The organism is Streptomyces sp. NPDC030995, from assembly GCF_055571215.1.
This window is the reverse complement of sequence record NZ_JBVIFS010000001.1, coordinates 80,627-102,547: the sequence shown is the minus strand read 5'-3', so window position 1 is coordinate 102,547 and position 21,921 is coordinate 80,627. Positions and strand designations below refer to the sequence as shown.

The 21,921-nt window shown below is 70.9% G+C and carries 25 protein-coding genes; 8 read left to right on the top strand and 17 right to left on the bottom strand.

All coding sequences use genetic code 11. From position 1 onward, the window contains the following. Positions 1–29: 29 nt before the first annotated feature. Positions 30–743 (top strand): ester cyclase, encoded by a 714-nt coding sequence (locus ACZ45T_RS00540; RefSeq protein WP_468435884.1) that lies wholly within the window; start codon positions 30–32, stop codon positions 741–743. A gap of 90 nt (positions 744–833) precedes the next feature. On the opposite strand, the gene groL is transcribed toward ACZ45T_RS00540, so the two are convergent. Beyond that, a complete protein-coding gene (gene groL, locus ACZ45T_RS00535; RefSeq protein WP_468435882.1) occupies positions 834–2,462 on the bottom strand; it encodes a chaperonin GroEL in 1,629 nt (542 codons plus the stop codon). Between the two features lie 112 nt (positions 2,463–2,574). After that, positions 2,575–2,883, bottom strand: a complete 309-nt coding sequence (gene groES / locus ACZ45T_RS00530) for a co-chaperone GroES (protein WP_007265952.1) — start codon at positions 2,881–2,883, stop codon at positions 2,575–2,577. Between the two features lie 347 nt (positions 2,884–3,230). Between groES and ACZ45T_RS00525 the strand changes: the two genes are divergently transcribed. The 4 genes from ACZ45T_RS00525 to ACZ45T_RS00510 all read left to right on the top strand — a co-directional run bounded on the left by ACZ45T_RS00525 (position 3,231) and on the right by ACZ45T_RS00510 (position 8,100). Continuing rightward, positions 3,231–3,911, top strand: coding sequence for a response regulator transcription factor (locus tag ACZ45T_RS00525; RefSeq protein WP_468435880.1), 681 nt, complete (start codon positions 3,231–3,233; stop codon positions 3,909–3,911). A gap of 46 nt (positions 3,912–3,957) precedes the next feature. Then, on the top strand, positions 3,958–5,301 hold the full coding sequence (locus tag ACZ45T_RS00520; protein ID WP_468435878.1) for a sensor histidine kinase: 1,344 nt from the start codon (positions 3,958–3,960) through the stop codon (positions 5,299–5,301). Between the two features lie 100 nt (positions 5,302–5,401). Continuing rightward, positions 5,402–6,697 carry an LCP family protein gene (locus ACZ45T_RS00515; RefSeq protein ID WP_468435876.1) on the top strand — a complete coding sequence of 432 codons (1,296 nt, stop codon included), beginning with the start codon at positions 5,402–5,404 and terminating at the stop codon, positions 6,695–6,697. After that, complete coding sequence (locus ACZ45T_RS00510; RefSeq protein ID WP_468435875.1) at positions 6,685–8,100, top strand: FtsW/RodA/SpoVE family cell cycle protein; 1,416 nt, start codon at positions 6,685–6,687, stop codon at positions 8,098–8,100. The genes ACZ45T_RS00515 and ACZ45T_RS00510 overlap by 13 nt, the downstream gene beginning before the upstream one ends. Before the next feature lie 609 nt (positions 8,101–8,709). On the opposite strand, the gene ACZ45T_RS00505 is transcribed toward ACZ45T_RS00510, so the two are convergent. Genes ACZ45T_RS00505 through ACZ45T_RS00495 form a run of 3 tightly spaced genes read right to left on the bottom strand, consistent with a single transcriptional unit; the run spans position 8,710 to position 9,629 of the window. Then, positions 8,710–9,234, bottom strand: coding sequence for a DUF6584 family protein (locus tag ACZ45T_RS00505; RefSeq protein WP_468435874.1), 525 nt, complete (start codon positions 9,232–9,234; stop codon positions 8,710–8,712). 37 nt (positions 9,235–9,271) lie between these two features. Then, entirely contained in the window at positions 9,272–9,481 is a 210-nt protein-coding gene (locus tag ACZ45T_RS00500) for a hypothetical protein (RefSeq protein WP_468435873.1), read from the bottom strand. Next, positions 9,474–9,629: a hypothetical protein gene (locus ACZ45T_RS00495; RefSeq protein WP_468435872.1), complete on the bottom strand. Its 156-nt coding sequence runs from the start codon at positions 9,627–9,629 to the stop codon at positions 9,474–9,476. The genes ACZ45T_RS00500 and ACZ45T_RS00495 overlap by 8 nt, the downstream gene beginning before the upstream one ends. 179 nt (positions 9,630–9,808) lie before the next feature. Here ACZ45T_RS00495 and ACZ45T_RS00490 point away from each other — a divergent pair, with 179 nt between their 5' ends. Then, positions 9,809–10,567 carry a GntR family transcriptional regulator gene (locus tag ACZ45T_RS00490; protein ID WP_468435871.1) on the top strand — a complete coding sequence of 253 codons (759 nt, stop codon included), beginning with the start codon at positions 9,809–9,811 and terminating at the stop codon, positions 10,565–10,567. 364 nt (positions 10,568–10,931) lie between these two features. Here the strand turns inward: ACZ45T_RS00490 and ACZ45T_RS00485 are convergent, their stop codons facing one another. Together ACZ45T_RS00485 and ACZ45T_RS00480 are read right to left on the bottom strand one after the other, a co-directional pair. Then, on the bottom strand, positions 10,932–11,843 hold the full coding sequence (locus tag ACZ45T_RS00485; RefSeq protein WP_468435870.1) for a polysaccharide deacetylase family protein: 912 nt from the start codon (positions 11,841–11,843) through the stop codon (positions 10,932–10,934). Continuing rightward, complete coding sequence (locus ACZ45T_RS00480; RefSeq protein ID WP_468435869.1) at positions 11,840–12,796, bottom strand: polysaccharide deacetylase family protein; 957 nt, start codon at positions 12,794–12,796, stop codon at positions 11,840–11,842. The genes ACZ45T_RS00485 and ACZ45T_RS00480 overlap by 4 nt, the downstream gene beginning before the upstream one ends. A 106-nt stretch (positions 12,797–12,902) precedes the next feature. Here ACZ45T_RS00480 and ACZ45T_RS00475 point away from each other — a divergent pair, with 106 nt between their 5' ends. Then, positions 12,903–14,087, top strand: coding sequence for a class I SAM-dependent methyltransferase (locus ACZ45T_RS00475; protein ID WP_468435868.1), 1,185 nt, complete (start codon positions 12,903–12,905; stop codon positions 14,085–14,087). Here the strand turns inward: ACZ45T_RS00475 and ACZ45T_RS00470 are convergent. From ACZ45T_RS00470 to tsaB, 6 genes are read right to left on the bottom strand one after another with little or no spacing between them, the layout of a single operon-like run. Beyond that, complete coding sequence (locus tag ACZ45T_RS00470; RefSeq protein ID WP_468435867.1) at positions 13,987–14,559, bottom strand: DUF6193 family natural product biosynthesis protein; 573 nt, start codon at positions 14,557–14,559, stop codon at positions 13,987–13,989. The genes ACZ45T_RS00475 and ACZ45T_RS00470 overlap by 101 nt on opposite strands. Further along, complete coding sequence (locus tag ACZ45T_RS00465; RefSeq protein ID WP_468435866.1) at positions 14,552–15,235, bottom strand: hypothetical protein; 684 nt, start codon at positions 15,233–15,235, stop codon at positions 14,552–14,554. The genes ACZ45T_RS00470 and ACZ45T_RS00465 overlap by 8 nt, the downstream gene beginning before the upstream one ends. A 42-nt stretch (positions 15,236–15,277) precedes the next feature. Continuing rightward, entirely contained in the window at positions 15,278–15,532 is a 255-nt protein-coding gene (locus ACZ45T_RS00460; RefSeq protein WP_468436972.1) for a hypothetical protein, read from the bottom strand. Between the two features lie 14 nt (positions 15,533–15,546). After that, positions 15,547–16,713 (bottom strand): tRNA (adenosine(37)-N6)-threonylcarbamoyltransferase complex transferase subunit TsaD, encoded by a 1,167-nt coding sequence (gene tsaD / locus ACZ45T_RS00455; protein WP_468435864.1) that lies wholly within the window; start codon positions 16,711–16,713, stop codon positions 15,547–15,549. Then, a complete protein-coding gene (gene rimI, locus ACZ45T_RS00450; RefSeq protein ID WP_202203724.1) occupies positions 16,706–17,185 on the bottom strand; it encodes a ribosomal protein S18-alanine N-acetyltransferase in 480 nt (159 codons plus the stop codon). Before rimI ends, tsaD begins: the two co-directional genes overlap by 8 nt. 20 nt (positions 17,186–17,205) lie before the next feature. After that, on the bottom strand, positions 17,206–17,868 hold the full coding sequence (gene tsaB, locus ACZ45T_RS00445) for a tRNA (adenosine(37)-N6)-threonylcarbamoyltransferase complex dimerization subunit type 1 TsaB (RefSeq protein WP_468435862.1): 663 nt from the start codon (positions 17,866–17,868) through the stop codon (positions 17,206–17,208). A 108-nt stretch (positions 17,869–17,976) separates the two neighbouring features. Between tsaB and ACZ45T_RS00440 the strand changes: the two genes are divergently transcribed. Next, the gene (locus tag ACZ45T_RS00440; RefSeq protein ID WP_468435859.1) at positions 17,977–18,537 is read left to right on the top strand and encodes a hypothetical protein; all 561 of its coding nucleotides are present in this window, start codon (positions 17,977–17,979) and stop codon (positions 18,535–18,537) included. A 45-nt stretch (positions 18,538–18,582) separates the two neighbouring features. Here ACZ45T_RS00440 and ACZ45T_RS00435 read toward each other — a convergent pair whose 3' ends face one another. The 4 genes from ACZ45T_RS00435 to alr all read right to left on the bottom strand — a co-directional run bounded on the left by ACZ45T_RS00435 (position 18,583) and on the right by alr (position 21,763). Next, positions 18,583–18,768: a hypothetical protein gene (locus tag ACZ45T_RS00435; RefSeq protein ID WP_468435857.1), complete on the bottom strand. Its 186-nt coding sequence runs from the start codon at positions 18,766–18,768 to the stop codon at positions 18,583–18,585. 116 nt (positions 18,769–18,884) lie between these two features. Continuing rightward, entirely contained in the window at positions 18,885–19,463 is a 579-nt protein-coding gene (gene tsaE / locus ACZ45T_RS00430) for a tRNA (adenosine(37)-N6)-threonylcarbamoyltransferase complex ATPase subunit type 1 TsaE (protein ID WP_468435855.1), read from the bottom strand. Then, positions 19,411–20,682, bottom strand: a complete 1,272-nt coding sequence (locus tag ACZ45T_RS00425) for an alpha/beta fold hydrolase (protein WP_468435853.1) — start codon at positions 20,680–20,682, stop codon at positions 19,411–19,413. Before ACZ45T_RS00425 ends, tsaE begins: the two co-directional genes overlap by 53 nt. Then, positions 20,627–21,763, bottom strand: coding sequence for an alanine racemase (gene alr, locus ACZ45T_RS00420; RefSeq protein ID WP_468435850.1), 1,137 nt, complete (start codon positions 21,761–21,763; stop codon positions 20,627–20,629). Before alr ends, ACZ45T_RS00425 begins: the two co-directional genes overlap by 56 nt. Between the last annotated feature and the right edge of the window lie 158 nt (positions 21,764–21,921).

The following is a 21,921-nucleotide window of genomic DNA, read 5'->3' as shown; positions in this document are numbered from 1 at the left end:
GACATGTCCATCCAGCCCGGGAGACCGCCATGACATTCGTACAGATAATCGATTACAAGACCAGCCGGCAGGACGACCTCAACCAGCTGCTCGACCGGTACGTCTCGCAGAGCCAGGGCAAGCGCACCGTCACCCACAGCATCGTGGGCAAGGACCGCGAGAACGAGAACCACTTCGTGGACGTGGTCGAATTCCCCTCGTACGAAGAGGCCATGAAGAACTCTCACCTCCCTGAGACGGACAAGATGTTCCAGGAGATGGTGGCCCTCTGTGACGGGATGCCCAGCTTCACCAACCTGGACGTGGTCCGCGACGAGAACCTCAACAAGATGCTCGTGGACCGAATGTTCGACGAGTTGGCCGTCACCGGGGACCGCGCCATCGCCGAGGAGATCTTCTCCTCCGACTACGTCGACCACGACATCTTCAAAGCCGACCCCGACGCCCAGGGGATCGACGGCCTGATGGCGGACCTGAACATGTGGCGGTCCGCTTTCGAGATGTCCTTCACCAAGGACCAGCAAATCGCCGAAGGCGACTTCGTCACCACCCTGTGGACCTGGAACGCGACGCACACGGGTGAGTTCATGGGCCTCGCGCCGACCGGCAAGAAGGTCAGCGCGACCGGCTCGACGACCTTCCGCTGCAAGGACGGCATGATCGCCGAGACCTGGTGGCACTACGACATCATGGGCATGATGCGGCAGCTGGGGATGGACCCGATGAAGTCGATGGGTTCATGAGCCCCCGACCCTGAACCGGGGCAACGGGAAGGCCCCCGCCCCGCCGTACGAAACGGCGGGACGGGGGCCTCTCGTGTACCAGCGACAGCGTCAGTGGCTGTGGCCGTGACCGTGGCCGTGACCGGCGTCGCCCTCGTCCTCCGCCGGCTTCTCGACGACCAGGGTCTCGGTCGTGAGCAGCAGCGAGGCGATGGAAGCGGCGTTCTCCAGCGCGGAACGGGTGACCTTCACCGGGTCGATGACGCCGGCCTTGACCAGGTCGCCGTACTCGCCGGTGGCGGCGTTGAAGCCCTGGCCCTTGTCGAGCTCGGCGACCTTCGAGGTGATGACGTAACCCTCGAGACCGGCGTTCTCGGCGATCCAGCGCAGCGGCTCGACGGCGGCGCGGCGCACGACCGCGACACCGGTGGCCTCGTCGCCCGACAGGCCGAGGTTGCCCTCGAGGACCTTGACGGCGTGGACGAGAGCGGAGCCACCGCCGGAGACGATGCCCTCCTCGACCGCGGCGCGGGTCGCCGAGATGGCGTCCTCGAGACGGTGCTTCTTCTCCTTGAGCTCCACCTCGGTGGCGGCGCCGACCTTGATGACGCAGACGCCGCCGGCGAGCTTCGCCAGCCGCTCCTGCAGCTTCTCGCGGTCCCAGTCCGAGTCGGTGGACTCGATCTCGGCCTTGATCTGGTTGACGCGACCGACGACGTCCTCGTGGCTGCCGCCACCGTCGACGATGACCGTGTCGTCCTTGGTGATCGTGACGCGGCGGGCGGAGCCCAGTACGTCCAGACCGGCCTGGTCGAGCTTGAGGCCGACCTCCTCGGCGATGACGGTGGCACCGGTGAGGGTGGCCATGTCCTGCAGCATCGCCTTGCGGCGGTCACCGAAGCCCGGGGCCTTGACGGCGACCGCGTTGAAGGTGCCGCGGATCTTGTTGACGACGAGGGTGGAGAGCGCCTCGCCCTCCACGTCCTCGGCGATGATCAGCAGCGGCTTCGAGGCGCCGGCCTGGATGACCTTCTCGAGCAGCGGCAGGAGGTCCTGGATGGAGGAGATCTTGCCCTGGTTGATCAGGATGTACGGGTCGTCGAGGACGGCCTCCATACGCTCCTGGTCGGAGACCATGTACGGGGAGAGGTAGCCCTTGTCGAAGGCCATGCCCTCGGTGAACTCCAGCTCCAGGCCGAAGGCGTTGGACTCCTCGACGGTGATGACACCGTCCTTGCCGACCTTGTCCATCGCCTCGGCGATGAGCTCGCCGACCTGCGAGTCCTGCGCGGAGAGCGCGGCCACGGCGGCGATGTCGGACTTGTCCTCGATCGGGCGGGCGGTCGCGAGGAGCTCCTCGGACACGGCCTTGACCGCGGCGTCGATGCCCTTCTTCAGGGCGGCCGGGGACGCGCCCGCGGCGACGTTGCGCAGACCCTCGCGGACCAGCGCCTGGGCCAGCACGGTGGCGGTGGTGGTGCCGTCACCCGCGATGTCGTTGGTCTTGGTCGCCACCTCCTTCACGAGCTGCGCGCCCAGGTTCTCGTACGGGTCGTCCAGCTCGACCTCGCGAGCGATGGTGACACCGTCGTTGGTGATGGTGGGGGCGCCGAACTTCTTGTCGATGACGACGTTGCGGCCCTTGGGGCCGATCGTCACCTTCACCGTGTCGGCAAGCTTGTTGACGCCGCGCTCGAGGGCGCGACGGGCGTCCTCGTCGAACTTCAGGATCTTCGCCATGGGAGCGGTTCAGCCCTCTCGAAAACTCGGGTTTAACGAACTGCGCCCCTCGCCGCCCGGCAATCAGCGGGGTGACCAGGGGCGCAGCTCAAAGCAGTACTGATGAAGAGAATTACTTCTCGACGATCGCGAGCACGTCGCGAGCCGAGAGGACGAGGTACTCCTCGCCGCTGTACTTCACTTCGGTGCCGCCGTACTTGCTGTAGAGCACGATGTCGCCGACGTTGACGTCCAGCGGGAGACGCTGGCCGTCTTCGAAGCGACCCGGGCCCACCGCGAGGACGACGCCCTCCTGGGGCTTCTCCTTCGCGGTGTCCGGGATGACCAGGCCGGAGGCCGTGGTCTGCTCGGCGTCGAGCGGCTGGACCACAATGCGGTCCTCAAGCGGCTTGATGGCAACCTTGGAGCTGGCGGTCGTCACGATCCGACCTCCCCCTTCGGAGATCCGGGGTTAACTGTCTGAGGTGGCGACCAGGTCGATCCGTCGTCGCGGGTGCCGGATCTGCCTGTCGCTGTGTTGGCACTCACCGGGGGTGAGTGCCAGGTGCGACACTATTCCGGCGATTAGCACTCGGTCAAGCGGAGTGCCAATTCCCGAGCCCTGGGCGTTGCGCGGAGAAGGCCCTGAACCCCGAAAACACGGGCGTACGGACGTTCGGGATCACTGCTCCCCCTCCCATGACCAGGGCAAACCCAGGCGCACCCGGGCCGGAGCGACCCCCTCCGGTCCCGCGGCTGCTTCGTGCGCCGATATGTGAGGCTTGTGCCGTGCGCATCCTCGTGGTCGAAGACGAAGAAGGCCTCGCCGAGTCCCTACGGCGCGGCCTGTCCGGCGACGGGCACCTCGTCGAGGTCGCGCACGACGGCCACCACGGCCTGGACCTCGCCCTCGCCGGCGGCCCGTACGACGTCGTCCTCCTCGACCTGATGCTCCCGGGCATCAGCGGCTTCGAGATCTGCACCCGCATGCGCGCCCACGGCGACACCACCCCGGTCCTGATGCTCACCGCCCGCGACGGGGAGTACGACGAGGCCGAGGGCCTGGACTCCGGCGCCGACGACTACCTCACCAAGCCGTTCTCCTTCGTGGTCCTGGCCGCCCGCATCCGGGCGCTGGCCCGGCGCGCCGGCGCCGCCGACCGCGGCACCCTCCGGGCCGGCGACCTCTCCCTGGACCCGCAGGGCCGGCGCTGCCGCCGCGGCGACCGGGACATCGAGCTCACCGCCCGCGAACTGGGCGTCCTCGCCTGCCTGATGGAGCAGCCCGGCCGGGCCGTCGCCAAGCAGGACATCCTGGACGAGGTCTGGGACACCCCGCACGGCATCGACCCGAACATCGTCGAGGTGTACGTCTCCTCGCTGCGCAAGAAGATCGACGCGCCCTTCGGCCGCCGCTCGATCCTCACCGTCCACGGGACGGGCTACCGGCTGGCCCCCGACGGTGGCTGACCGCCCCGGGTCCGGTCCGGGACGCCGGCCGCCCGGCCTGATCCGCATGACGGGCCCCAGGGGCACCGTCCGCGCGCGCACCGCGGCGGCCGCCGCCCTCGCCATGGCCGCCGTCCTCGCCACCGGCGGGCTGTGGCTGCACGCCCTGCTGCGGGCCAACCTGCTCGACAACACCACCGACCGCACCGAGCTCGCCGCCCGCAAGGTCGCCGCCCAGCTCGACAACCGGACCCTGCCGCCCGACGGACGGCTGCCCGCGCCCGAGAACGGCGTGGACCTGGTCCTCGTACGGGACGCGGACGGCCGGACGGTGGCCACGACCGGCGACCCGGGGCACACCCCCGCCCGGGGGGACGAGCTGCGGCTCCTCCCCACGCCCGGGGAGGACTCCCGCTCGGCCGTGCTCCCGCCGACGCACCCCGGCGCGGCACGGCGCGCGGTGGTCGTGGTCGCCGCGCCCGGGGCGCACACCGTGTACGCGATGACCGTGCTCGGCGACGTCGACGGCGCGACCCGGGCCGTCGCGATCGGGCTGCTGGCCGGCGCGCCCCCGCTGATCGGCTTCGCGGCGGCCCTGGCCTGGTGGGTGACCGGCCATGCGCTGCGTCCGGTGAGCGCGATCCGGACCGAGCTGGCGGCGGTCACCGCGAGCGAGCTGGACCGGCGGGTGCCCGACCCGGGCGGGGCCGACGAGATCGCGCAACTGGCCCGGACCGTCAACGACACCCTTGACCGGCTGGAGCGCTCCGACGCCCGGCAGCGGCAGTTCACCGCGGACGCCTCGCACGAGCTGCGCAATCCGCTGGCCGCCGTCCGGTCCCGGCTGGAGGTGGCGCTGGCCATGGACCGCCCCGACCGGGAGTCGGTCGCGGCCGCGCTGGCCGATACCGAGCGGCTCCAGCGGATCGCGGCGGACCTGCTCCTGCTGGCCCGCCTCGACGGCGGTCCGGCGCCCCGGACCGAGCCCGTGGACCTGGCCCTGCTGGCCGCGGAGGACGTGGCGCGCCGGGGCGGGTCCCGGGTGACCGTACGGCTGGACGCGCGGGCGCCCGTACCGGCGGCGGGGGATCCGGCTCGGCTGGAGCGGGCGCTGGCCAACCTGGTGGACAACGCGCTGCGCCATGCCCGTACGGAGGTCGTCGTACGGGCGGACACGCGGGACGGCCGGCCGGTGCTGGAGGTCACGGACGACGGCCCGGGCATCCCGGAGGCGGACCGGGACCGGGTGTTCGAGCGGTTCGTACGGCTGGACGCGGACCGGGGCCGGGCCAGCGGCGGCACGGGGCTGGGCCTGGCCATCGCCCGGGAGATCGCGCGGGCGCACGGGGGCGACGTACGCGCGCTGGCGGCGCCCGCCGGGGGCGCGCGGCTGGTGCTGCGGATCCGGTAGGGCTCCTTCAGGACAGGGCCACGGCAGGGCTAGGACAGGGCCAGGACAGGGCCACGACCCTCAGGATTCCTTCAGCGCGGCTACCTCACCATCGACAGGCATGAGCGCGCACCGGAGGAAGACGACGACCCGACCACGCCGCCCGTCCCACCGGCTGTCCCGACGGCGGCGCCTCGCCCGCACCCTGCTGGTCACGAGCTGCGCGCTGCTGGTCCTGGCGGGCGGCGGCGCCTGGTACCTGTACCACGACCTCGCCTCCAGCATCGGCAGCTCGAAGGCCCTCGACGGCGCCGAGAAGTCGAAGTTCGGCGACACCAACATCCTGCTGATGGGCCTGGACAGCCGCCGTGACCAGAACGGCGAGGAGCTGCCGGAGGAGGTCCTCGACAAGCTGCACGCCGGCAGTTCGGACATCGGCGGCTACAACGCGAACACCCTGATCCTGCTGCACGTGCCCGGGGACGGCCGCCAGGCGAAGGCCTTCTCCGTCCCGCGCGACGACTACGTCAACATTCCCGGCCAGGGCAAGGACAAGATCAAGAAGGCGTACGGGCTCGCGAAGGAGAAGAAGCAGGAGCAGCTCGCCGCGCAGGGGGTCAAGGACCGCCGGCAGCTGGAACGGGACGGCCGGGAGGCGGGGCGCAAGGCCCAGATCGAGACGGTGCGGAACTTCCTGGGAGTCCCGATCGATCACTTCGCCGAGCTGAACCTGGCCGGTTTCTACCACCTCGCCGACGCGCTGGGCGGCGTACCGGTGTGTTTGAACAAGGCGGTGAAGGACAAGTATTCGGGAGCCGATTTCCCGGCGGGCCCGCAGACGCTCGACGGTCAGCAGTCGCTCGCCTTCGTCCGCCAGCGGCACGGCCTGGACATGGGCGACCTGGACCGGACGAAGCGGCAGCAGGCCTTCCTCGCGGGCGCGACGAAGAAGCTGAACTCGGCCGGGACCTTCACCGACCCGGTGAAGCTGGTCAAACTGATAGAGGCCGCGAAGAAGGACGTGGTGACGGACGAGGGCTGGGATCTGCTGGCGTTCGTGAAGCAGGCGAAGAACCTGTCCGGCGGCAAAGTGCAATTCACGACACTCCCCATCGAGGGCTTCGGAAGGAACCATGGGGAGGACATCAACGTCGTAGACGATATGAAGATAAAGCGCCTGATAGCCGAGCAGATCGGACCCAAGGCCTCCGCAAGCCCGAGCGCACCGGCCGACTCGTCGGGCTCGACGGGCTCCTCGGGTGCGTCGGGTGCGTCGGGTGCGTCTTCCGGCGGGGCCGGCTCATCGGGTGCATCCGGCTCGTCCGGGCCGGCGTCGGGCGCGCCTGCCGCCTCACCCCCGCCGCCTGCCTCGTCCTCCGCCCCCAAGGACGGTGGCGGCATCCCGTGCGTGGACTGAAACCCCTGACGGCGGCGGGCGCGCGCCGCCGCACCGAGGCGCTGCTCCTGGTCTTCGTCATCGCCATCGCCGTTTTCGGCCACGCCTCGGCGAGCCTCGCCATGAACGACCGGCTGCCGCCGAACCTCGCCGGCTTCACGGTCAGCATGACCCTGCTGTCGCTGGTCGGGCACCTGGGCGTGCGCCGCTTCGCGGCCTACGCGGATCCGCTGATCTTCCCGCTCGCCATGCTGCTGACCGGGCTCGGGCTGGTACTGCTGCACCGGCTCGACCAGGGCTACATCGAGCGCTACAACTCGGACGCGAACGCCCCCGGACAGCTGATGTGGACGGTGGTCGGGGTCGCCGCCTGCATCCTGGTGCTGGCGCTGCTGCGCGACCACCGGCTGCTGCAACGGTTCATCTACATCACGATGGCCGTCGCGCTGGTGCTGCTGATCGCACCGGCCTTCTTCGGCGCGGACACCTACGGCGCGAAGCGCTGGATCAAACTCTTCGGCTTCTCGCTCCAGCCCGGCGAGTTCGTGAAGATCATGATCGCGATCTTCTTCGCCGGGTACCTGGTCATCCACCGGGACTCGCTGGCACTGACGGGCCGCAAGTTCATGGGCATGCGCCTGCCCCCGATGCGCCAGCTCGGCCCGATCATCACCGTGTGGATCGTCTCGATGCTGGTGCTGGTCTTCGAACGCGACCTCGGCACCTCGCTGATCTTCTTCGGTGTTTTCGTGGTGATGCTGTACGTGGCCACCGAGCGCACCAGCTGGATCGTGTGCGGCGTGCTCATGGCCTCGGTGGGCGCCTTCGTGGTCGGCTCGACGGAACCGCACGTCAAGGCGCGCGTGGCGGCGTGGCTCAACCCGCTGTCGTACTACTGGGAGGTGCGGCCCCCCGGGGTCACCTCGGACCAGTCGGCGCAGGCCCTGTTCAGCTTCGGCACGGGCGGCATCTCGGGCACCGGCCTCGGCCTGGGCCACCCCGAACTGATCGCGTTCGCCGGGCGCAGCGACTTCATCCTGACCACGGTGGGCGAGGAACTCGGCCTGGCCGGGGTCATGGCCGTCCTGCTCCTGTACGCGCTCCTGGTGCAGCGGGGCCTGCGCATGGCACTCGGCGCGCGCGACCCCTTCGGCAAACTGCTGGCGGTGGGCCTGGCCTCGGCGCTGGCCCTGCAGGTCTTCGTGGTCGCGGGCGGCGTCACGGGCCTGATCCCCCTGACGGGCAAGGCCCTCCCCTTCCTGGCGAAGGGCGGCTCGTCCCTCCTGGCCAACTGGGTCATGATCGCCCTCCTCCTCCGCATCAGCGACAGCGCGGAACGCCAACGCGAGGCGGACGCCCACGGCCCGGCGGAAACTACGATCACGCCGATGGTGGGGGCGGGGGCGGGGGCGGGGCTTCGGTAGGCGGGAGCCTCGCGGGCGGGATCAGAGATCTGTATGGGGGTTTCCCGTCAGTCTCATCGTCTCTCCGTGTCGGGCCGGTCCCTCAAGGGCGCTCCCTACGGTCGCGTCGCTTCGCGATGGCCTTCGGCCACCCTTGACCGACCGTCCCGCCACGGACATACGAAGACTGCCGGGAAACCCCCAAAGGAACGGGCCGGGTGTTCTTTTTCAGGGACGGGCCGATCAGCGATGGGCGGGCGGGGTTCGGCGGGCAGATCCCCAGGAGCGGGCCCATTCACATCGGATCCGGGGTCTGGGGGTCGGGGCGCGTCAGATCGCTACGCGCTTCTCACGTATCAGCGTCCGACGGCCGTCCGGGGCTGGACATAGGCCGCCACCAATCACTACGCGCTCCTCGACGAAGGCGACTGCTGGCCGTCTGGGGCTGGTGGAGGGTCCGGAGGGGCGATTGCTCACCTCAGCCGAGCTCTACCCGCATCAGAGCGACCTCGTCACAACAAATGCAGGGACAGACAGGTGTAATTGGGGCAAACTGACGGCCCTTTCGGCCGCCTGCTCTCCCTGACCCGAGTACAGCTCGGTATAGCCGCTGTCTGACGCTTGTGACGCCTACCGCCACACCCAACGGACGAAAGTAACGAACCCGACCGCCCAGATGGCCAGGAACATCAGCGCCATCAGAACCACGGCAGCGACGAAGAGACGATCGGCGAGCGAGCTCGTTTCGTGGTCCGGCTCGTCGTCGGGGTCTGGAGAGAACGTGGCCCAGTCGGCGGGCCGGCCGACGTAGTCCGAAGTGGCGCTACGTACGGCCGCCAGCTGTTGTCTTGCGAATTCGGTGCTGGCGACGGATTCAGGCACGCGCCATGACAGTGCCCACATCCGCTGCGGCGACGTGGAGTAGCGCTTCTCGAAAGCGGAAGTCTCCACAGGGTCGCGATCTTCTTCGAGATACATCCACCGCCCCGCTTCCGCCGGCTCTCCGTACAGCCGGTACACCTCGGCCAGGCGGCGCCGCAATTGCAGGTCCTGCGGGTAGGAGGACACCAGACCGCGCAGACGCTGCCGCGCCATGGGGACCCGCCCCGCAGCAAGATCCGCGTCCACGCGCGCGAGGGTCTCGATGAGCGTCATGCGTGCATGATGGCCGACCGCGCCCCAGGGCGGGCTCTCAGCCTGCATCCTCGACGTTGGCAACCGAGGTGGTGAATTCGCGGCCGGATGCGCCACGGATGTAGGCCAGTTCCATCCAGCGCTCGATGCCTGTGCCCGAGACGTTCTCGTTGATCACGGCCATCAGCTCACCCTCGATTCCGGAAGCGATGTCGCGGACACGGCGGCGCAGTAGTCGGTGCGGCACGTACTCGTACTGCTCAGTCATCGGACGCTCCCTGCAAGGTCCTGAGGAAGCGCTCCCAGCCGACCAGCGCCCGGTCCAGCAGATCCGTGCCGGGCTCGCTTATGACCGCCACCCTGACGGGAGAGGCGTCTTCTGTGTCGACGCTGAACACGTCGCGGTGCTGCCGCATGCAGATCACTCCTCACGCGCGAGACAAACTCTCTAGAGATGTATCCACTACAGCCGACCCGGCCCCATCCGTCAATACATCTCTAGAGATCTCAGCCGAAGTAGGTCCCAATGCTGATGCATGCGGCGGCCTACCTCTGGCCCTAGGGTGTCTAGAGAGGGGAAGGAGTGATCGGTTTCGTGACCAGCGACGGCAGCACCCGCCAGCCGAAGTACCAGCGGATCGCTGATGCGCTGAGGACGGCCATCCAGTCGGGTGAGTACGGCCCGGGCGACCGGCTGCCGGGCGAGAACGACCTCATGGCCACTTACGAGGTCGCCCGGATGACCGCACGCCAGGCCCTCGGCGTACTCCAGAACGAAGGCCTCGCGGAGGCGCGGAAGGGTGCCGGCGTCTTCGTCCGAGCGTTCAGGCCCCTGCGGCGGCGCGGGATCCAGCGGCTGGCGCAGGAGCAGTGGGGTTCAGGCCGCTCCATCTGGTCCGCCGATGCCGAGGATCGCGAGCTCGTCGTCGATCAGATCGAAGTGCGCGAGGAAGAGGCGAGCAACCGCGTCTCCGACGCCCTTGGCATTGCCCCGGGGAGTCAGGTGTGGGCACGCAGCCGCCGCTTCGTGCTTGACGGCAAGCCGGTGCTCTTCGCGACCTCGTACCTGCCGTCGGACGTCGTTGCCGCCTCGGCCATCACTCAGATCGACACCGGTCCTGGCGGAACGTACGCGCGACTGGCCGAGCTGGGGCACGAGCCCGTTCACTTCCGAGAGGAAATCCGGTCTCGGATGCCTTCGGCCGGCGAGGCCGAGCGACTGTCGCTCTCCATGGGCACACCTGTCATCCAGATCGTCCGCACCGCGTACGCCGAGGGCGGACGGGCCGTTGAGGTCAACGACATGACTCTGGACTCCGCTTCCTACGTGCTGGAGTACGACTTCGACGCTTAGTCCGCCGCAGCGAGCCCGAGGACCGATCAGGTATCAGCGCCAAACGACCGTCGCCGCCGTCCCGGAGAAGCGCGTAGCGATCTGACGCGCCTACCGAACCGGGCCCGTCCGTCCCTGATCGACCCGTCTTTGAAAGCTCGGACCGGCCCGTTCCTTTGGGGGTTTCCCGACAGTCTTCGTATGTCCGTGGCGGGACGGTCGGTCAAGGGTGGCCGAAGGCCATCGCGTAGCGACGCGACCGTAGGGAGCGCCCTTGAGGGACCGGCCCGACACGGAGAGACGATGAGACTGACGGGAAACCCCCATACAGATCTCTGATTCCGCCTGAGGGACTCCCGCCCACCCCCGACCCCGCCCCGCCCCCCTACAGGTAATCCTCCAAGCGCCCTATCCGGTACCCCTGTTCCTGGATGCGCTGGAGCATGCGGGTCGTCATCTGGGTTTCCGTCGAGCCCTTGAGTTCGGACGGGCCGCGGAAGTGGGCCAGGATGATGTCGCCCGGTTTGAGGGCGGAGCCCTCGGCGTACTGGAAGTTGTTGATCTGCATCGAGACCCGCCACAGGACCAGGGACGAGACCCCGCACTCCGAGGCTGCCCGGAGGGTGTCGTCGTTGTAGTTGCCGAAAGGCGGGCGGAAAAGCGGCGGGCGTTGGCCGAAGCGCTTCTCCAGGCGGTCCTGCTGGCCGCATATCTCCTTCTTCTGCCCCTCGAAGGACAGGGTTCGGAGGTTCGGGTGCGTCAGCGTGTGGTTGTTTATCGTGCTCGCCGAGCCGTTGTCGCGGAGCTTCTCGAAGTGGCCGTAGTCCGGCGAGGCCACGCTGTCCGTCAGGAACATGCTGATCGGCAGCTTCAGGTCGGCCGCCATCTTCAGGAACTCGGGGTCCTTCTCCGCGCCGTCGTCGAAGGTCAGGAAGACGACCTTGTCCTCCGGCGCGACGGGTATTCGGTCTATCACCGGGACCTTGCCCGGGGCCGCCTTCGGGATCTGGGGCTTCTGGGCGGGCTTGGGCGCGTACGCGAGGGGGGCCGTCAGGCCCCACTTCTTGTACGCCTCGTCGGAGGCGGAGCCGGAGGCCGTGGCCGAGGCGGAGGCGGACCCCGGCGACGGCGTGGCGGCGCCCTTCGACTCCTTCGACTCCTTGGCCTCCGGCGGTTCCTGCGTCGCCTTGCGGCCCAGTCGTTCGATGGGCTCCACGCTGTCCCCACACCCCGTCAGGGACAGCGCGAGCGCGCCGGCCGCCAGCGTTCCGGCTACCAACCGGCGCGCGTACTTCACAAGTAGTCCTCCAGCCGAGCCACGGCATATCCCTTGTCCGTGACGGTCTTCATGACATGACGGATCATGTCAGGCATCGTGCCCTTCCAGTCCTCCTTGCCGCGGAAGTGCGTGAGGATGATGTCACCGGGGTGCAGATCGCGGTCCCACTCCCGGTAGTCCATCCGGTTCGTGAACGCCTCGGCGTTCCACAGCGGAACCGCCTTGATGCCGCAGGACTTCGCCGCGCGCAGCGTGTCCTGGTTGTAGTTGCCGTACGGCGGCCGGAAGAGGGTCGGCCGCTTGCCGAACTGCTTCTGGATCGTGTCCTGCTGGCCGCAGATCTCCTCGCGCTGCTTCTCGTACGACAGGCCCGGCATGTAGCGGTGGTTGAGCGTGTGGTTGTTCAGGGTGACGCCGGCGGCCTGCATCTCCTTGAAGTACGGGTAGTTGTCCCGCACGACGTAGTCGCTGAGGAAGGCCGTGTACGGGATCTTCAGCTCCTGCATCATCTTCAGGAACTCGGGATCCTTCTCCGAGCCGTCGTCGATCGTCAGGAAGACGACTTTGTCCTCCGTCGGAATGGTGGTGAAGACCGGCGGGTACTCCTCCTGGTCCTCCACCTCGAAGCCGTCGCGGGTGCTGATCGCGGGCTTCTCCTTCGGCGCCGCCGGAGCGGTGAGCGGCGGCTTGCGCAAGCCCCACTTCTTCGCCGCGGCGATGCGCGCCTGCTGAGCCGCCTTCAGCTTCTCCGCGTAGGAGCCGAGCGCGCCGGCCGCGCCGGCCGCCTCCGCGCCCTTGCCGGCCTTCGCCTTCTCCGCCTTGTCCGGCGTCGCGGACCCGCCGGAGCCGCACGCCGTCCCGAGGGCGGCGACCAGCAGGGCTGCCAGGGCCACCCCGAACCGGCCGCGCGGACCCGCCGCGTACCGGTGACCTTGTTGCGAGTTATCTTCCTTTTGTCCTACTAGCTGCATAGCTGCGCATCCTGGCATCCGACACACCGGCGCCCCGGAAGACACCGCGACAGGGCCCCCACCTTCCTTCGAGTGGCCCACACCGGCCGTCGCCGACAATGGACACGTGACCCCCGAAGACTTCGCCGCCCTCCTCACCCCCGAGGGCCGCGCCCTCCTCGACTCGCTCCGCGACTACGACCCCGCCCAGGAGCTGGCCGTAGCCACCCGGCTGCGCCGCGAGCATCCCGCCGGGCTGGTCTCCGCCGCGCTCGGGCAGGCCCGGCTGCGGCAGCGCGCGGTGGCGAAGTTCGGTGCGGAGGATGCCTTCCGGATGTACTTCACGTCCGGCGGCGGCGAGATGGCCACCCGCGCGTCCGTGGCCTCGTACCGGGCCGAGCGGCTCGCGGCCCTCGGCGTACGCAGCCTCGCCGACCTGTGCTGCGGCATCGGCGGGGACGCCCTCGCCCTGGCGCGGCTCGGCATCCGGGTGCTCGCGGTGGACCACGACCCGCTGACCGTCGCCGTCGCGCGGGCCAACGCCGAGGCGCTGGGGCTGGCGGACCTGATCGAGGTCCGGGAGGCGGATGTGACGGAGGTGGACACCTCCGGCTACGACGCCGTCTTCATCGACCCGGCGCGGCGCGGGGGGCGTGGGCGGATCTTCGATCCGGAGTCCTACTCGCCGCCGCTGTCGTGGGCCGTCGAGACGGCCCGGGCGGCGAAGTACGCCGCCATCAAGATCGCCCCCGGGATTCCGCACGAGGCCGTGCCCGCGGAGGCCGAGGCCGAGTGGATCTCCGACCAGGGTGACGTCAAGGAGGCCGTGCTCTGGTTCGGGACCGCCCCCGGCACCGTGCGCGCCACCCTGCTGCCCGGGCCGCGCGCCCTGCACACCACCGATCCGCTGCCCGATCCGGAGGCCGGCCCGGTGGGCCGCTGGCTCTACGAGCCCGATGGCGCCGTGATCCGCGCGCACCTGGTCGCCGAGGTCGCCGAGCAGCTGGACGGCCGGCTGATCGACCCGACCATCGCCTACATCACCGCCGACGAGCTGCGCGCGACGCCGTACGCGACCGCGTACGAGATCACCGACGTGCTGCCCTTCGGCCTGAAGAAGCTCAAGGCGCTGCTGCGCGAGCGCGGGGTCGGCATCCTGACGGTGAAGAAGCGCGGCTCGGCGATCGAGCCGGAGGAGCTGCGCAGGAAGGTCAAGCCGCAGGGACCGAACTCCGCGACGGTCTTCCTGACCCGGGTGGCGGGAGCCCCGTCGATGCTGATCGGCTCCCCCGCCAAGCCGGGCGGCGCCTAGTGCTGCCCGACACCGCGGGGCCGAAGTCCGGCGGGAGGTGCGCGGTGACGAGGGCGATGGCCTCCTCGGCGGTGTCGGTGTGGGCGATCGCGGTGGCGCTGCGGCGCGGGCGGACCTTGAACCGCCCGTCGTGCAGGGGCTCGATGGCCGACGCCCGCACCTCGTAGGGGAACTCGACACAGCAGCTGAAGAGCAGCGTCCAGTGGCTGGTGTACGGGTAGAGCCGCCCCAGAACGGGGTCGGCGCGCGCTGCCTCCAGGAGGGCGACGAGCGGCGGATACGGCCGGCCGGGCCTGCGGAGCTCGTGGCGGTCCCGCTGCCACCGCGCCGCCAGCACCCTGCTCTCCCAGGCGGCGTCGACCACCGCGGCCGGGCCGCGCAGACGCGCGGCGGACAGATCGGGAAGGTCCGGCTTCGCCCGGAGGGGCCCGTGTCCCCAGTCGGCACGGTGCCCCGCGCCCACCTCAGACATGCCGGTCCGCGAGTTCCGCACCACCGCCGGAAAGCCCCGTGCGCCCTGTGGGCGCAGAAGGCTCCGACGGCCGGAAGGCCCGTAGCGCCCAGCGGTAGTGCGCTCCCGCCTTGGCCAGCCCCAGCAGGCCGGTGATCCACAGGATCATGCCCAGGCCCATGACGTACGCGACCTCGCCGTACGTGTCGCTGCCCGGGCGGGCCGACAGCGCGACCCAGAAGGTCACCCACAGCCCGGTCGCGGCCAGCGCCAAGGAGGCCAGCAGCCAGGTCAGGCTCCGCCCCGGCGCGCGCACCCGGGAGTCGGCGGCCGGATCCCGGTCCACCTCGGCCCACGCGCACAGCAGCCTGCGCACCTGGCGGTCCCGCCGGGCGCCCCAGGCGAACCAGAACCCGGCCGGGATCAGCACGCCGGCGCCGAGGCCGGCGAAGACGAGCCCGAAGAAGACGAAGAACGGGTCGCGCGCCTCGTAGGCCATCAAGCCCATGCCGACGAAGGACCAGCCGAGGGCGAAGACCGCCGAGACGGCCCAGAGCAGCAGCAACCGCCCGATGCCCAGGCTGCGTCGGCTCAGCTCGCGCAGGAAGCGCGCACGGTCGGCCCGTACGACGTCCTGGTCCAGCCAGGCACGCAGGTGCGCGGGAGGCGGCGGAGGCGGCAGGTCACGGTTAGACATGCACATGACCATAACGAGCCGAAGCCCCCGGTCAGCCCCCGGTCAGCCCCCGTCGACCTCCACCGACTCGAACCGCCAGCGGTGCACCGCCCGCGTGATCAAGTCGGCCGCCGGCTCGGGCAGTTCGGGGAGCTCCGCCGCCACGCCCTCGGCCGCCTCCCACCAGGTGATGACCAGCACCCGGTCCTGCGGGGCCCGGAACACCTCGCGGCGCACCGGCTCCCGGGCGAGGACCTGGGCGCGGGCCCACTCCAGCAGCTCGTTGCCCCGGCCGGGGACCGCCCGGGCCTCCCACATCAGCGCGACGGTGCTCACGAGTACAGGTTGTCCTTGCTCAGCTCGTGCACGTGATCGTGGTCGTGGGAGTGGCCGTGGCCGTGAGAGTGGCCGTGTTCGTGGTCGTGGTCGTGGTCGTCGGAGTGCCCGTGCCCGTGGGCACCCGGCACGTGCGGGTCCGTCACCGGCAGCGAGGAGTCCGCCGACAGGTCCCAGTCGGAGGCCGCACGGTTCCGCTTGACCATCTCGGCGCCCAGCGCCGCCACCATCGCGCCGTTGTCCGTGCACAGCCCCGGCCGCGGCACCCGCAGGATGATCCCGGCGTCGTCGCACCGCTCCTGCGCCAGCGAGCGGAGCCGGGAATTGGCCGCCACACCGCCGCCGATCATCAGGTGGTCGACGCCCTCGTCCTTGCACGCCCGGATCGCCTTGCGCGTCAGCACGTCCACCACGGCCTCCTGGAAGGACGCCGCCACATCGCGCACCGGCACCTCCTCGCCCGCGTTCCGCTTCGCCTCGATCCAGCGGGCGACGGCCGTCTTCAGCCCGGAGAAGGAGAAGTCGTACGCCGCGTCGCGCGGCCCCGTCAGCCCGCGCGGGAAGCTGATCGCCTTCGGGTCGCCCTCGCGCGCGAGCCGGTCGATGACCGGACCGCCGGGGAAGCCCAGCTGGAGCACGCGCGCGATCTTGTCGAAGGCCTCGCCCGCCGCGTCGTCGATGGTCGCGCCGAGCGGCCGTACGTCGGAGGTGATGTCCGGCGCCAGCAGCAGCGAGGAGTGCCCGCCCGACACCAGCAGCGCCATCGTCGGCTCCGGCAGCGGCCCGTGCTCCAGCTGGTCCACGCAGATGTGCGAGGCGAGGTGGTTCACCCCGTACAGCGGCTTGCCCAGGGCGTACGCGTACGCCTTGGCCGCCGAGACGCCCACCAGCAGCGCCCCCGCGAGGCCCGGTCCGGCCGTGACCGCGATGCCGTCGAGGTCGCGGGCGCTGACCCCGGCCTCCTTCAGGGCGCGCTCGATGGTCGGGACCATCGCCTCCAGGTGAGCCCGCGAGGCCACCTCGGGCACGACGCCGCCGAAGCGCGCGTGCTCGTCGACGCTCGACGCGATCGCGTCCGCGAGCAGGGTGGTGCCGCGGACGACGCCGACGCCGGTCTCGTCGCAGGACGTCTCGATGCCGAGGACGAGCGGTTCGTCAGCCATTGCTCTCACTGCTCTCAGTTCGTGCTTGTGCGGGGTCGGTCAGTCGCATGACGAGCGCGTCGACGTTGCCGGGCTGGTAGTAGCCGCGCCGGAAGCCGATGGGCTCGAAGCCGAAGCGCTCGTAGAGCTTCTGGGCGCGGGTGTTGTCCACCCGCACCTCCAGCAGCACCTCGGCGCATTCGAAGGCGGTGGCGGCGCGCAGCAGGTCGGTCAGGAGCCGGGCGCCGAGCCCGGTCCCCCACTGGTCGCGGGCGGCCGCGATGGTCTGTACGTCGGCCAGGTCGCCCGCGGCGGCCAGCCCGGCGTAGCCCACCAGGCGGCCGGCCGCGTCTTCCGCGACGACGTATCTGCGCGTGGCCTGCGGGCCGCGGGCGTGGGCCAGCTCGGACCAGAACATCCCGGCGGACCAGGCGTCCTCGGGGAACAGCTCGTGCTCCAGCTCCAGCACGGGCCCGATGTCCCACCAGCGCATCTCGCGCAGCGTGTGGGGGGTCACTGCGGGGTGACCACCTTGTAGTTCTTGGGCACCTGCGCGTCGGGGCGGCGCAGGTAGAGCGGGACCGGCGGAAGGAACTCCTCCCCGGCCGCCAGTCGCTCCGCGGCCAGGGCGGCCAGTGCGGCGGCGGACTGGTGCTCGGGGCCCCGCGCGTCCGTGAAGACGTCCGGGTACAGGAGCGCGCCCTGGCCCACGGCGGGCATCCCCGCGACCTGCTCGGCGATGTCGGCCGGGCGGTCCACGGCGGGGTCGCCGACGCGCGTGCGCGGGTCCTCGTAGCGCGCCCAGTAGACCTCCTTGCGCCGTGCGTCGGTGGCGACGGTGAAGGGGCCCTCGATCCCGGCGGCGCCGGCGGCGTAGGCGAGTCCGTCGAGCGTGCACAGGCCGTGCACGGGCACGCCCAGCACGGCGGCGAAGGTGGAGGCGGTGACGAGGCCGACGCGCAGCCCCGTGTAGGGGCCCGGGCCGACCCCGACGACGATGCCGGTGACGGCGTCGAGCTTCAGTCCGGCCTCGGCGAGCACCTTGTCCACGGAGGGCAGCAGCAGCTCCCCGTGGCGGCGGGCGTCGACCTGGTTCGACTCGGCGAGGACGGACTCGCCGTCGTGCAGGGCGACGGTGACGGCGGGCGTGGCGGTATCTACAGCGAGCAAGAGCACGCGAACAGCCTACGACTCCTGGGGGCGGAGGCCTCGCGGCCGGTCCAACGGCGGCCCGGCTGCTACCTTTCGATCCAGGTGTCGGTCAGGTCGGAGAGGTGGAGCAAGGTGGCACGCAGCAGCTCGGGAATCGTGGCCGGGCTCACCGCCGCGGCAATCGCCGCCGTCGGCTTCCTCGGCTACCAGGCCTCCGCCACGGCCCCCGCGCATCCCCCGAAGGCGGTGCCCGCGCAGGGCCCGGCCCCCGCCCCGAGCCAGTCCGCCGCCAAGCAGGAGCCGGCGAAGGCGGTGCCCGTACCGGCGGGCTCCGGCACCGGAGTGCGCGTCGTGTACTCGGTGGGCCAGAAGCGGGTGTGGCTGGTGGGCGCGGAGGGGCAGGAGCCGAAGTCCTTCGCGGTGATGCCGAGCACGGTGCACCCGAAGCCGGGCAGCTACCTGGTCGGTTCGCGCTCGAACTCGGTCACCGGCTCGGACGGGGTGCCGATCGAGCACGTCGTGCGGTTCGCCAGCGCGGAGGGCGTCGCGATCGGCTTCAGCGCCCGCGCGGACGGCACGACGCCGGAGCCCGACCCGAACAAGAAGACCGGCGGCATCCGCATGACGCGCGCCGACGGCGACGCGATGTGGGCCTTCGCGACGATCAGCTCGAAGATCGTCGTCGTTCCCTGACGGGCCCGGCGGGACGCCGGGGGCATTCACCCGTACGTGTGCGACTCAGGCCGCTTCGGAACCCGGAGCGGCCTCTTCGCGTACGCCCTCCTCCGGTCCGGCCTCGTCCCCCGCGTCCGCACGCGCGGGCGGCGTCGAGACGGCGGTGGCGGCCACTCCGGCGGCGAGCAGCGTCCGCATGGAGACGACGGACGGGCGGGGATCGCGCTGTGCTCCTGCTGGTGCCGACATGGCTGCCTCCTGGACCCCGGGACACCGTACTTAGGCATACCTAAGAAACTCTCCGTACCATGTCACCACGAGCGCCACCAGCAGCGCAATATGTTGCCGACGAGTTGTCGGCACGTTTACTCCGTGGGGACCCCGGCCAGGGCGTCCAGCCCGGCGCCGGCACCCCAGCGCGCCCCGACCCCGCGCACCGAGACCTCCCGTACGTCGTCCAGGACCTCCTCGTGGCCGACCGCCCGCGCGATCACCACGTGCAGCCGGTCGTCGGAGAGCTCCTCCACCTTGCCGTCGCCCCACTCCACGACGACCACGGACTCGGGCAGCGAGACGTCGAGGTCCAGGTCCTCCATCTCGTCCAGCCCGCCGCCCAGGCGGTACGCGTCCACGTGCACCAGCGCCGGCCCGCCGGTCAGCGAGGGGTGGACGCGGGCGATCACGAAGGTCGGCGAGGTCACGGCCCCGCGCACGCCCAGGCCCTCGCCCAGGCCGCGGGTCAGCGTCGTCTTGCCCGCGCCCAGCTCACCGGTCAGCAGCACGAGGTCGCCGGGACGCAGCAGGCCGGCGATCCTGCGGCCCAACTCCTGCATCGCGTCCGGGGAGTCGACGGTGATCCGGGTCTCCGCGCCCTCGGGCCGCACGCCGGCCTCAGGTGCCGGTGCTGCCTGGCTGCGCTGTGCTTCCAGCGGTACTTCTTCCATGCAGGCCAACGTTAGTCGGTGCGGGGACCGGGACCGCCCCGGTGCGCACCAGCAGCCCGGTGAGCAACCGCGTCACGGTCTCCGGTCGCTCCAGCATCATCAGGTGCCCGGTGGACTCCAGGACCACGAGCTCGGCGCTCGGCAGCGCCTCCTTGATGGCCACGCTGTGCCCGGGCGGGGTGATCATGTCCTTGTCCCCCGCGATGACGGTCACGGGGATGTCCGCGAACAGCCGGAGCGCGGCGGTCTTGTCGTGGATCTGGAAGGCCGGGTAGAACTCGGCGACCACGTCGATCGGCGTGGCCTCGATGAGCCGCTCCGCGAAGCGCGCGACGGCCGGATCCACGTCCCGCGAGCCGAACGAGTACATCTTGATCATGCCGGCGAACAGGTCCGCGGTGGCCCGGCGGCCCTTCTCCACCAGCTCCACCTGCGACCCGAGCGCCTTGAGCACACCCGGCAGGACCTTGCGCACGGCGCCCATGCCGACGGCGGGCAGCCCGTACGTCACCTCGGCGAGTCGGCCGCTGGAGGTGCCGACCAGAACCACGCCGGCCACCCGCTCCCGCACGAGCTCGGGGAACTGCTCGGCGAATCCCATGATGGTCATTCCGCCCATCGAGTGACCCACCAGGATCAGCGGGCCCTCGGGCGCGGCGGCGTCGATGACGGCCTTGAGGTCGCGGCCGAGCTGCTCGATGCCCAGCGGCTCGCCGTCCGCCTGGGCCAGGCCGCGCGCGCTGCGGCCGTGGCTGCGCTGGTCCCAGTAGACCGCCCGGACCTGTCCGCGCAGCGCGGCGCGCTGGAAGTGCCAGGAGTCCTGGGACAGGCAGTAGCCGTGGCAGAAGACGACGGTGGCCGGGGGTTCGGCGGCCTTGCGCCGCAGCCGCGGGCGGGGCCGCTTCGGCTCCTCGGGGAGCTCGTCGACCTCGTAGTAGAGCTCGGTGGCGTCCTCGGCGCGGCAGGTTCCCGGGGCGCCGCGCAGGGACCCGTAGTCCCCGGCGGCGTCGAGTGCGAGGCGCGCCTTCATGCGCATGCCGCGCCCGACGGTGATCCGCTCGACCGCGACGCCGGCCGCCGCGCCCGCGGCGATCACACCGATGGCGGCGCCGGCCCAGCCGGCCTTGCGCCAGTTCTCGCTCACGCCGCCGCCCTCACTCCGCTCAGCCGCCCAGGTACACCCGGGGCACGCGTACACCGATACGGGTGACGATCTCATACGCGATCGTGCCCGCCGCTTGTGCCCAGTCCTCGGCGGTGGGTTCGCCGCGCTCCGCGTCCCCGAAGATGACGGCTTCGTCGCCGACGCGGGCGTGGTCTCCGTCCAAGTCGACCACGAACTGGTCCATGGCGACGCGCCCGGCGACGTGACGGACCTTGCCGCCGACGAGCACCGGGCCGGCCCCGGACGCATGGCGCGGAATGCCGTCGGCGTAGCCGGCCGGGATCAGCGCGAGGGTCGTCTCGGCGCCGGTGACGTAGTGGTGCCCGTAGCTGACCCCGTGCCCGGCCGGGACGGTCTTGACCAGCGCGAGGGAGGCCTTGAGGGTCATCGCGGGCCGCAGGCCGAGCTGGGCGGGGGTGCCGAGCTCGGGAGCGGGCGACACCCCGTAGATCGCCAGGCCGCAGCGCACCAGGTCGAAGTGGGACTCGGGGAGCGTGAGGGTGGCCGGCGAGTTCGCGATGTGCCGGACCTCGGGCTCGACGCCCTCCTTCTCGGCGTAGGCGAGCATGTCGCGGAAGGCGGCCAGCTGGAGCTGGATGGAGGGGTGGCCGGGCTCGTCCGCGCAGGCGAAGTGCGACCAGACGCCGGTGACCTGGACGATCCCCTCGGCCTGCGCGGCGACGGCCGCCCCGACGAGCGCCTCCCAGTCGGCGGGCTGGCAGCCGTTGCGGCCGAGGCCGGTGTCGGCCTTGAGCTGGATCCGGGCGGTCCGCCCGGCGGCGCGGGCGGCCTCCCGTACCTCGTCCAGGGCCCACATCCCGCTGACGGACACGTCGACGTCGGCCTCGACGGCCTCCCGCCAGGGCCCGCCGGGGGTCCAGAGCCAGCACATGATCCGCCCCTCGACCCCGGCGGCGCGCAGCGCGAGCGCCTCTTCGGGCGTGGCGGTCCCGAGCCAGGTGGCACCGGCCTCCCGGGCGGCCTTGGCGCACGCCAAAGCCCCGTGCCCGTAGGCATTCGACTTGACCACGGCCATCAATTCGGCCCGGGGCGCCCGCTCGCGCAGTGCGCGTACGTTGTCCCGTACGGCGTCAAGATCGATCTCGGCGTACACGCGCGTCGGTGTCTCGTTCATCCCCCCCAGTCTCTCAGAACCTCCACGGGGGCCTGCCGCTGCACTTGCTGTATTTCAGCCCCTCCGGCGTTTGAGGAGCGGGGTTCGGGGCGGAGCCCCGGTCTTTCAGCCCCGCCGGCCTTTGAGGCGCTGGGGGTCCGGGGGCAGCGCCCCCGGCA

Excerpts from the sequence above, each read along its gene's own strand:
- ACZ45T_RS00495 (WP_468435872.1), bottom strand. The coding sequence starts at position 9,629 with ATGCGGCAGCACCGCGACGTGTTCAGCGTCGACACAGAAGACGCCTCT.
- ACZ45T_RS00425 (WP_468435853.1), bottom strand. The coding sequence starts at position 20,682 with ATGAGATCGTCACCCGTATCGGTGTACGCGTGCCCCGGGTGTACCTGG.
- ACZ45T_RS00465 (WP_468435866.1), bottom strand. The coding sequence starts at position 15,235 with ATGTCTAACCGTGACCTGCCGCCTCCGCCGCCTCCCGCGCACCTGCGT.
- tsaE (WP_468435855.1), bottom strand. The coding sequence starts at position 19,463 with ATGGAAGAAGTACCGCTGGAAGCACAGCGCAGCCAGGCAGCACCGGCA.
- ACZ45T_RS00480 (WP_468435869.1), bottom strand. The coding sequence starts at position 12,796 with ATGCAGCTAGTAGGACAAAAGGAAGATAACTCGCAACAAGGTCACCGG.
- tsaD (WP_468435864.1), bottom strand. The coding sequence starts at position 16,713 with ATGGCTGACGAACCGCTCGTCCTCGGCATCGAGACGTCCTGCGACGAG.
- ACZ45T_RS00540 (WP_468435884.1), top strand. The coding sequence starts at position 30 with ATGACATTCGTACAGATAATCGATTACAAGACCAGCCGGCAGGACGAC.
- ACZ45T_RS00500 (WP_468435873.1), bottom strand. The coding sequence starts at position 9,481 with ATGACTGAGCAGTACGAGTACGTGCCGCACCGACTACTGCGCCGCCGT.
- ACZ45T_RS00460 (WP_468436972.1), bottom strand. The coding sequence starts at position 15,532 with ATGTGGGAGGCCCGGGCGGTCCCCGGCCGGGGCAACGAGCTGCTGGAG.
- ACZ45T_RS00470 (WP_468435867.1), bottom strand. The coding sequence starts at position 14,559 with ATGTCTGAGGTGGGCGCGGGGCACCGTGCCGACTGGGGACACGGGCCC.
- ACZ45T_RS00505 (WP_468435874.1), bottom strand. The coding sequence starts at position 9,234 with ATGACGCTCATCGAGACCCTCGCGCGCGTGGACGCGGATCTTGCTGCG.
- alr (WP_468435850.1), bottom strand. The coding sequence starts at position 21,763 with ATGAACGAGACACCGACGCGCGTGTACGCCGAGATCGATCTTGACGCC.
- ACZ45T_RS00515 (WP_468435876.1), top strand. The coding sequence starts at position 5,402 with ATGAGCGCGCACCGGAGGAAGACGACGACCCGACCACGCCGCCCGTCC.
- groL (WP_468435882.1), bottom strand. The coding sequence starts at position 2,462 with ATGGCGAAGATCCTGAAGTTCGACGAGGACGCCCGTCGCGCCCTCGAG.
- ACZ45T_RS00520 (WP_468435878.1), top strand. The coding sequence starts at position 3,958 with ATGACGGGCCCCAGGGGCACCGTCCGCGCGCGCACCGCGGCGGCCGCC.
- ACZ45T_RS00435 (WP_468435857.1), bottom strand. The coding sequence starts at position 18,768 with ATGTCGGCACCAGCAGGAGCACAGCGCGATCCCCGCCCGTCCGTCGTC.
- rimI (WP_202203724.1), bottom strand. The coding sequence starts at position 17,185 with ATGCGCTGGTGGGACATCGGGCCCGTGCTGGAGCTGGAGCACGAGCTG.